Origin of the sequence: Streptomyces sp. (genome assembly GCF_031178505.1) — a bacterium.
GTDB lineage: Bacteria > Actinomycetota > Actinomycetes > Streptomycetales > Streptomycetaceae > Streptomyces > Streptomyces gulbargensis.
Genome location: NZ_JAPSIW010000244.1, coordinates 1 through 8773 on the forward strand (window position 1 = coordinate 1; position 8773 = coordinate 8773).

The 8773-nt window shown below is 73.8% G+C and carries 8 protein-coding genes; all 8 read right to left on the reverse strand.

All coding sequences use genetic code 11. The annotated features are described in order from the left end of the window. Positions 1-1004 (reverse strand): sugar ABC transporter ATP-binding protein (locus RIF68_RS17690; RefSeq protein ID WP_309052233.1); only part of this gene is annotated, 1004 nt, incomplete at its 3' end. A 4-nt stretch (positions 1005-1008) separates the two neighbouring features. Further along, positions 1009-2031 (reverse strand): sugar ABC transporter substrate-binding protein, encoded by a 1023-nt coding sequence (locus RIF68_RS17695; protein WP_309052234.1) that lies wholly within the window; start codon positions 2029-2031, stop codon positions 1009-1011. Positions 2032-2342: 311 nt separating this feature from the next. Further along, positions 2343-3344 carry a proline racemase family protein gene (locus RIF68_RS17700; protein ID WP_309052235.1) on the reverse strand — a complete coding sequence of 334 codons (1002 nt, stop codon included), beginning with the start codon at positions 3342-3344 and terminating at the stop codon, positions 2343-2345. Between the two features lies 1 nt (position 3345). Then, entirely contained in the window at positions 3346-4275 is a 930-nt protein-coding gene (locus RIF68_RS17705; protein ID WP_309052236.1) for a dihydrodipicolinate synthase family protein, read from the reverse strand. Beyond that, positions 4272-5750 carry an NAD(P)/FAD-dependent oxidoreductase gene (locus RIF68_RS17710; RefSeq protein WP_309052237.1) on the reverse strand — a complete coding sequence of 493 codons (1479 nt, stop codon included), beginning with the start codon at positions 5748-5750 and terminating at the stop codon, positions 4272-4274. Before RIF68_RS17710 ends, RIF68_RS17705 begins: the two co-directional genes overlap by 4 nt. After that, the gene (locus RIF68_RS17715) at positions 5737-5997 is read right to left on the reverse strand and encodes a (2Fe-2S)-binding protein (RefSeq protein ID WP_309052238.1); all 261 of its coding nucleotides are present in this window, start codon (positions 5995-5997) and stop codon (positions 5737-5739) included. Before RIF68_RS17715 ends, RIF68_RS17710 begins: the two co-directional genes overlap by 14 nt. Then, entirely contained in the window at positions 5994-7172 is a 1179-nt protein-coding gene (locus RIF68_RS17720) for an FAD-dependent oxidoreductase (protein WP_309052239.1), read from the reverse strand. The genes RIF68_RS17715 and RIF68_RS17720 overlap by 4 nt, the downstream gene beginning before the upstream one ends. A gap of 203 nt (positions 7173-7375) precedes the next feature. Continuing rightward, positions 7376-8773, reverse strand: a 1398-nt coding sequence (gene glgB, locus RIF68_RS17725; RefSeq protein ID WP_309052240.1) for a 1,4-alpha-glucan branching enzyme, incomplete at its 5' end; no start/stop codon positions are given.

Genomic DNA, 8773 nt, shown 5'->3' on the forward strand with positions numbered 1-8773 from the left:
ACCAGCCCCAGGTCGCGGCTGCGGCGCGGGGTCGTCCGGCCGAGCCGCCGACCGGCCAGCGTGACGCTTCCGGCGGTGGCCCGGTCCGCGCCGACCAGGGCCCGGGCGATCTCCGTACGGCCGGAACCGACCAGGCCCAGCAGCCCGACGATCTCGCCCGGCCGTACCGCGAACGAGGCGCGCCGGACGCCTTCGTCGCTGGCCAGCGCCTCCACCTCGAGCACCGGTGCGACGTCCGGGCCGGGCGCGGGCGGCAGCGGCGGGAACGGCACGGCGAGGTCCCGGCCGAGCATCGCCGACACCAGGGACGGCTTGGTCTGCCCGGCCGCGGGAGCGGTGCGGATGCGGTGGCCGTCGCGCATCACCGTGACGGTGTCGCTGACCTCCAGCACGGCGTCGAGGAAGTGCGACACGTAGACCACCGCCCGCCCCTGCGCGGTGAGCCGGCGGATCACGGCGTGCAGCCGCTGGGTCTCGTGGGCGGTGAGGGACGAGGTCGGCTCGTCCATCACGATCACCCTGGCCTCCCGCGCCAGGGCGCGCAGGATCTCCACCTTCTGCTGGTCGGCGATGCGCAGGTCGCCCACCCGGGCCTGCGGGTCGAGTCCGAACTGCGCGGTCTCGTCGAGTTCGGCGAACCGGTGGCGCTGGTCGCGGCGGAGAAAGCCGAGACGATGCTGTTCGACTCCGAGGAAGACGTTCTGGGCGACGGTCAGGTCCGGTACGAGCGACAGCTCCTGGGCGATCATCACGATGCCGCGGCGCTGGGCCCGGACGGTGTCCCACCGTCCGGCCGGCTGTCCGTCCACGGTGATGCGCCCCGAGTCCGGGGTGTACACACCGGCCGCGATCTTGCCCAGGGTGGACTTGCCGGCGCCGTTCTCGCCCACCAGGGCGTGCACGGTGCCCGCGTGGACGGCGAGGTCGACGTCGTTCAGGGCCAGGGTTCCGCCGAACCGCTTGGTGATGCCGGCCAGTTCGACGACTGCTCGGGCGGTGGCCACCGGCTCAGCCGTTCCACTCGCCGGTGAAGTCCGGGGTGTCGCCCAGGGTCTCCTTGGTGGCGTAGGGCTCGGTCGGGCCGAGGGTGTCCGCGTCCACGACGGTCTCCGGCGTGCCCCCGTCCATCGCCTCCAGCAACGCCTCCATGGCGGCCTCGCCCATGCTCACCGGGAAGTTGACGTAGTCGGCCTGCCAGGTGCCGGCGCGGACCGCGGCCACCGCGTCCTCGGTGCCGCCGCCGCCCGTCAGGTAGACGCCGGCCGGATCGATGCCCGCGTTCTGCAGGGCGATCTGCGCGCCGGCGGTCTGCTGGTCGGCGTTGGACAGGATGACGTCGACGTCCTTGTGTGCCTGGAGCACGTTGCTGACGGCCTTGAGCGAGGTGTCCCGGTCGTACTGCCCCTCGACCGTGCTGACCACCTCGATGTCGGCGTGGGCGTCCAGCACCTTCCGGTAGGCGTCCCGGCGGGCCACGTCGAGCGGCGTCGACAGGTTGCCCACCAGCAGCACGACCTTGCAGGGGCTGATCTCGGCGCAGTAGGTCACGACGCCCTCGGCCTGCTTCCTGGCGGCCGCGCTGGGCGGCACGCCGACGGTGGTGATCACGCCCTCGACCTGCGGCTCCATCTCCTCGATGTCCGGTCCGACGGGGTTGAGCACGGTGGCGACGGGAATGTCCCGGCCCAGCGGGAAGGCCGCGGCCAGTCCGACACCGTCGTTCGGTACCACCACGACTCCGTCGTAGTCGCCGGTGCTGCCGACGTTCTGGAGCTGCGACAGCTGCGTGTTGGAGTCGAACTGGCCGTCGAGGATCTTGAGGCTGACCTCCTTGCCGGAGGCGGTCGCGGCCTCCTTCACCCCTTGGTAGACGGCCTGGTTGTAGCCGTTCTGGCTGGAGGACGCGAGGACCGCGACCTTGAGGGCGCCGCTGCCCGAGCCGGCCGAGTCGGCCGCTCCGCAGGCGGTGAGCAGGGAAGCGGTGGTGGTCAGGGCCACGGTGGCGGTGATCCGGGTACGGAATCTGTTCATCGACGGTCCTCCGCTGGGGTGCTGTGGCGAAGTAATATGTCACACGGCACTGCTGGGGAAAGGTTTGGCCGGTTACGGATGTGTTTCTGCTGATTTCCGCACGGCGCGGGCCGTACGACGCGCACGGCGTGGGGTGATGCCGGTCCCGTCCCGTCACGGCGTGCCCGTGCGCCCGCGCACGGAGACGTCACGCGGCGCGCCGGCGCCGGGCACGGCCGTACGAAGAAGCCGTCCGGGAACGGGAAGGGCCGGGCGGGGCCGGACGGGGCCCCGCCGGGCCGGCGTGGTCCCGGTGCGGACCACGCCGGTGTTCAGAAGGAGAACCCGGCCGGGTAGGGGTCCGACGGGTCGAGCAGGTACTGCCCCAGCCCGGTGACCCAGGCGCGGCCGGTGACGGTCGGCACCACGGCGGCGTGCGGGCCGACCGTGGTCTCCCCGACCAGCCGCCCGGTGAACCGGCTGCCGATGAACGACTCGTTGACGAAGTCGTCCCCGACGGCCAGTTCGCCCCGGGCCCACAGCTCGGCCATCCTCGCCGAGGTGCCCGTGCCGCACGGCGACCGGTCGAACCAGCCGGGGAAGATGGCCATCGCGTGCCGGGAGTGCCGGGCCGTCGATCCCGGCGCGATGAACTCCACGTGGTGGCAGTGGTCGAGCCCGGCGATGTCCGGGTGCTTCGGCGGCGCCTGGGTGTTGATGGCGTCCATGATGGCCAGCCCCGCCTCGGCGATCTCCGTCTTCCGGGCCCGGTCGAACGGCAGCCCGACCGCGTCCAGCTCCACCATCGCGTAGAAGTTGCCGCCGAAGGCCAGGCTGTACGGCACCTGCCCGTACCCCGGCACCTCGATCGTCTCGTCCAGCCGGTCGGTGTACGCCGGCACGTTCTCCAGCGTCACCGCGTCGGCGTGTCCGTCGCTGACCTGGACGGTCGCCACCACCAGCCCGGCCGGGGTGTCCAGCCGGACGGTGGTGACCGGCTCGGTGACGGCCACCATGCCGGTCTCCACCAGCACCGTGGCCACCCCGATCGTGCCGTGGCCGCACATCGGCAGACAGCCGGAGACCTCGATGAACAGCACGCCGAAGTCGGCGTCCGGCCGGGTCGGCGGCTGCAGGATCGCGCCGCTCATCGCGGCGTGCCCGCGCGGCTCGTTCACCAGCAGCCGGCGGATGTCGTCGAGGTGTTCCATGAAGTACAGCCGGCGCTCGTTCATCGTGGCGCCGGGAACGACCCCCACCCCGCCGGTCACCACCCGGGTGGGCATGCCCTCGGTGTGCGAGTCGACCGCCGAGAACAGCCGCTTCGCCCGCATGTCAGACCGTCGCCGGGGAGAGTGCCGCCACTCCGGCGACGGCGCGCTCCATGTCGGCGCGCACCTGCTGCTCGTGTTCGGGGGTGAGCGGCCCGCGCGGCGGGCGGCACGGCCCGCCGTACCGCCCGACCATGTCCATACCGAGCTTGATGGCCTGCACGAACTCGGTCCGCGAGTCCCACCGGAACACGGCGACGAGCTGCTTGTAGAGCTCGCGGGCCTGGTCGTAGCGGCCGGCCACCATGTGGTCGTAGATCGCCACGGACTCCGCCGGGAAGGTGTTGGGGAAACCGGCGAACCAGCCGACCGCGCCGTCCACCATCAGCTCGAAGAGGACGTCGTCGGCGCCCGCGATGACGTCGATGTCGCACAGCTCACGGATCTCGAAAGCCCGCCGGACGTCTCCGCTGAACTCCTTGACCGCCACCACCTCGTCGATCTCGGCGATCTTCGCGACGAGCCGCGGCACGAGGTCGACCTTGGTGTCGAACGGGTTGTTGTAGATCATCATCGGCAGGCCGGCCTCGGCGATGTGCCGGTAGTGGTCGACCACCTGCTCCTCGCTGGCCCGGTACAGCGTCGGCGGCAGGGCCAGCACGCCGTCGGCGCCGTCCGCCTTGGCCAGCTCGGCCCAGTGCTTGGCCTGGTGCCAGCCCGCGCCGTGCACGCCGGCCACCACCAGCCCGCGTCCGCCGACCGCCTCGACGGCCACCTGCACCACACGGCGCCGCTCCTCGTCGGTCAGGGAGGAGTACTCGCCGAGCGAGCCGTTCGGCCCGACGCCCCGGCAGCCGTTGTCGATCAGCCACTCGCAGTGCTCGGCGTAGCGGTCGTAGTCGACGGCCAGGCCGGCGGGGGCGGAATCGTCCGCCTTGAAGGGCAGGGCCGTCGCGACGATGACGCCGCCGAGGTCGAATCGCTTGCCGGTCATGGTGATGCCTCTCGTTCGACGGAAGGTGCGACAGGGGGGTCCGGGGGTGTGGCCGGAGGCGGGGCGAGGGGAGTGGCGATCTCACCGAGCCGTACCGGGACGACGATCGGCCGGTTCGCCGTCCGCCCCGCGTCCAGCGGGACTTCGGGGAGCAGTTCCTCCAGGTTCCGGCCGCAGACGCGGCCCTGGCAGATGCCGAGGCCGGCGCGCGAGCTGAGCTTGAGCGAACGCAGACCGCGCGTCCCGGTCGCCGCCTGCGCGGCGCGCACCCGGCCGGCGGTCACCTCCTCGCAGCGGCAGACGACCGTGTCGTCCTCGACCCAGCTCCGCCAGCCGGGGCGGATGCCGTGCGCGCGGTGCATGCGGTCGGCGAAGTTCCGCAGGCGGCGCACCTCGGCGGCACCGCCGTCCCCGCCCGCCACGTTCCCGCCCGCCGTGGCCCGGCCCGCCGCGGCCCGGCCGGCCACCTCGCCCTCGGCGAGGGCGAGGTCGGCGCCGCCGATGCCGGTGATCTCGCCGGCCGCGTAGACGCCGGGCACCGAGGTGCGCTGCGTCGCGTCGACCCGGACGCTCCCGTCCGCGGTGAGCGCGCAGCCCGCGGAGACGGCGATCTCCGTCCGCGGGACGAAGGCGTGGCTGACGCAGACCGCGTCCACCGCCACCCGCCGCCCGGTGCCCGGCCGAGGCGTCCAGTCCTCGTCGATCGCGGAGACGGTCACCGAGGTCACCCGGCTGTCGCCGTGCGCGGCCAGCACCGCGGCGCCCGTGCGGTAGGGGACCCGGGCCGCGGCCAGCGCCCGGACGTAGCCGCCCAGTTCGGCCGACTTGGCGGCGAGGACCGCCGGCCGCGTCCGGTACGGGGGCGCCAGCCAGCCGCGGGCCATCCGCCGCAGGCTGCCGGCCTCCACGACGCCGACCACGGTCGCGCCCACGTGCAGCAGGCCGGCGGCGACGGGGAGCAGGAACGGTCCGGTGCCCGCGACCAGCACCCGCCCGCCCACGGCGAGGTGCTCGCCCTTGGCCATCGCCTGCGCCGCGCCGGCCGTGTGGACGCCGGGCAGGTCCCAGCCCGGGAACGGCAGCGTGCGTTCGTGCGCCCCGGTGGCGAGCACCACGGCCCGCGGGGCGAGGACCCGGCGCGGGCGGTCGCCGCCGTCGGCCGGGCCGGTCAGCACGTGGACCACCGGCGGGGCGTCGTCACGGCGGTCCACCGCCCAGACCTGGGCGCCGGTGACGACCTCGCAGTCCGGGTCGTCGGTCAGCGCCGCGCGCAGGGCGACGAACCGGGGCCACTGGTGCTGCAACGCGCGGACGTCCGCGTCCCGGGCCCCGGTGAGCGGGTGCCGCCAATACTGACCGCCCAGCACGTCCGACGCGTCGAGCAGCACGACCCGGGCGCCCGCCGTACGGGCCGCCCGCGCCGCGGCCAGCCCGGCCGGCCCGGCCCCGATCACCAGGACGTCAACGCCGGTCATCGACGGCTCCCGTCTCGACGACGTCGCCGTCGGCCACCCTGCGCTGGCAGGCGCGCACGTCGTCGAGCCCGTTCACCGTCACCAGACAGTCGAAACAGACGCCGATGCCGCAGAACAGCCCGCGCGGCCGGCCCGCCCCCGCGGTGGTGCGCCAGGAGACGCGGCCGCGCGACATCAGCAGTCCGGCGACCGTCTGCCCGGTCACGGCGTCCAGCCGTTCGCCGTCCACGGTCACGGAGATCCTCATCCGGTCGTCACCTCCTCGAGCGAGGCGCGCGTCACGGCGAACGGCGCGGCCGGGATGGCCGGTTCCGTGCCCGCCATCAGCGCGCCGATCAATTCCGCCGTGCCCGTCGCGAGTCCGATTCCCGCGCCCTCGTGCCCCGTCGCGTGCCACAGACCGGGCAGCCGCGGATCGGGGCCGATGACCGGGAGGTGATCGGGCACGTACGGCCGGAACCCGCCGTACGCCCGCATGACCGGGACGTCGGCGAGGAAAGGGAAGAGGACCATCGCCTTGGCGGCCAGTTCACCGACGACCGCGGCCTCGATCCGCTCGTCGAAGCCGCGCCGCTCCCGCGACGACCCGATGAGCACGGTCCCGGCCGCCGTCGACTCGACGACGCTGGACGTCTGCAGGGCGGCCGCCGCCGACTCGACGGCGCCGACGTAGTCCGCGTCGTACACCTTGTGCCGGATGCGGTGCGGCATCCGCGTGGTGACCAGCACGGTCCCGCGCCGGGGCAGCACCGGCAGACGGACCCCGAAGCGGTCCGCGACCCCGGCCGACCAGGGCCCGGCGGCCACCACGACGTGCTCCGCGCCCAGGTGCCCCGCACTGGTCCGCACCCCGACGATCCGCCCCCGGGAGACGACGCCGCCGAGCACGGTGACACCCTGCCGGACCCGGGCGCCGTGCCGGCGGGCCGAGGCGAGCAGGGCCTCGGTCGCGACGGCCGGCTGGATCTGGGCGTCCTCGGGATAGAGGACGGCGGCGGTGACTCGCGGTGTGAGGTCGGGCTCCAGCGCGGCCGCCTCGGCGGCGGTCAGCTCACGGGCGTCCACCCCCGCGCCCCGCTGCCGGCCGGCGAAGGCCCGCAGGGCGTCCGCCCCCGCCCCGGTGGTCGCGACGACCAGGCCGCCCTTGGCCTCGAACTCGACGTCGGGGAAGTCGGGGCCCAGCTCGGCGGGGAGTTCGGCGGCCAGCTCCCGCCACCGGCGCCCGGACAGCACGGCGAGGTCCAGTTCGGGGCCGGGGGCCTTGTCGGACACGAGCAGGTTGCCTTCACCGCCGGACGACGTGCCCCCGGCGGAGGCGCCGCGGTCGAGCACGGTGACCCGGAATCCGGTCGCGGCCAGCGTCCGGGCCACGGCGGCCCCGACGATGCCGGCTCCCACAACGACGACTTGCGCACCTTCCATGCTCAGTAATATGTCACATGGCATGTTTCATTGGTATGTCCGTGCAGCGGAGAATTCGCTTCGTCGACGCGTCCGGGCGCCAGGGCATGCCGGTACGCCCCCGGACGCCGAGGGCGTACCGGGGGCGCCGCGGTGGCCCCCCGAGACGGTCGGTCAGGGGCACCGGACGGGGGCGGTGGCTCCGCCCGTGGCGGCCGGACCGGTCAGGCCGGCCGCAGCCACACCGTCGCCAGCGGCGGCAGGGTCAGCCGGACGCAGGCCGGGCGGCCGTGCCGGCCGTGGGGCTCCGGCTTGACCGGGCCGGCCTGTCCGACGCCGGAGCCGCCGTAGCCCGCCGCGTCCGTGTTGAGGACCTCGGTCCAGGCGGGGACGTCGTCGGGGACGCCCACGTGGTAGTCGGGGCGGACGAGGGGGGAGAAGTTGGACACCGACAGCAGCGGGGCGCCGTCGGTGTCCCGGCGCAGGAAGGCGAGGACGTTGTCCTCGGCGGCGTCGCCGGCCACCCACTCGAAGCCGCCCGGGTCGGTGTCGCGCCGCCACAGGGCGGGGGTGTCCCGGTAGACGGCGTTCAGGTCGCGGACCAGGTCGAGGACGCCCCGGTGGTCCCGCTCCGCCCCGTACTCCGGGTCGAGCAGCCACCAGTCGGGGCCGGACGCCTCGGACCACTCGGCGCCCTGGGCGAACTCCTGCCCCATGAAGAGGAGCTGTTTGCCGGGGTGGGACCACATGAAGGCCAGGTACGCCCGGTGGTTCGCGCGCTGCTGCCACCAGTCGCCCGGCATCTTCGACACCAGCGACCGCTTGCCGTGCACCACCTCGTCGTGGGAGATGGGCAGCAGGTAGTTCTCGCTGTACGCGTACACCATCGAGAACGTCATCTCGTGGTGGTGGTGCTTGCGGTGCACCGGGTCGTGGCCCATGTACTGGAGCGAGTCGTGCATCCAGCCCATGTTCCACTTCAGTCCGAAGCCGAGGCCGCCGAAGCCGCTGGGTCCCTGGTGGTGGGTGGCGCGGGTGACGCCGTCCCAGGCCGTCGACTCCTCCGCGATCGTCACCACGCCGGGGCAGCGCCGGTAGACGGTGGCGTTCATCTCCTGGAGGAACGCCACCGCGTCCAGGTTCTCCCGGCCGCCGTGCTCGTTCGGCGTCCACCGGCCCGGCTCGCGCGAGTAGTCCAGGTAGAGCATGGAGGCGACGGCGTCCACGCGCAGCCCGTCGATGTGGAACTCCTCGCACCAGTACACCGCGTTGGCGACGAGGAAGTTGCGCACCTCGCGCCGCCCGTAGTCGAACTCCAGCGTCCCCCAGTCGGGGTGCGCGGCCCGCAGCGGGTCCGGGTGCTCGTACAGCGGGCGGCCGTCGAACTCGGCCAGCGCCCATTCGTCGCGCGGGAAGTGGGCCGGCACCCAGTCCATCAGGACGCCGATCCCGGCCTGGTGCAGCCTGTCCACCAGGTACTTGAAGTCGTCGGGGCCGCCGAGCCGGGCCGTGGGCGCGTAGAAGCCGGTGACCTGGTAGCCCCAGGAGCCGCCGAAGGGGTGCTCGGCGACCGGCATCAGCTCGACGTGGGTGAAGCCCAGGTCCGCGACGTACGCGGGGAG

What these genes read in the sequence shown, in the direction of transcription:
- RIF68_RS17710 (WP_309052237.1), bottom strand. Translation starts at nt 5,750, where the DNA reads ATGACCGGCGTTGACGTCCTGGTGATCGGGGCCGGGCCGGCCGGGCTG.
- RIF68_RS17715 (WP_309052238.1), bottom strand. Translation starts at nt 5,997, where the DNA reads ATGAGGATCTCCGTGACCGTGGACGGCGAACGGCTGGACGCCGTGACC.
- RIF68_RS17705 (WP_309052236.1), bottom strand. Translation starts at nt 4,275, where the DNA reads ATGACCGGCAAGCGATTCGACCTCGGCGGCGTCATCGTCGCGACGGCC.
- RIF68_RS17700 (WP_309052235.1), bottom strand. Translation starts at nt 3,344, where the DNA reads ATGCGGGCGAAGCGGCTGTTCTCGGCGGTCGACTCGCACACCGAGGGC.
- RIF68_RS17720 (WP_309052239.1), bottom strand. Translation starts at nt 7,172, where the DNA reads ATGGAAGGTGCGCAAGTCGTCGTTGTGGGAGCCGGCATCGTCGGGGCC.
- RIF68_RS17695 (WP_309052234.1), bottom strand. Translation starts at nt 2,031, where the DNA reads ATGAACAGATTCCGTACCCGGATCACCGCCACCGTGGCCCTGACCACC.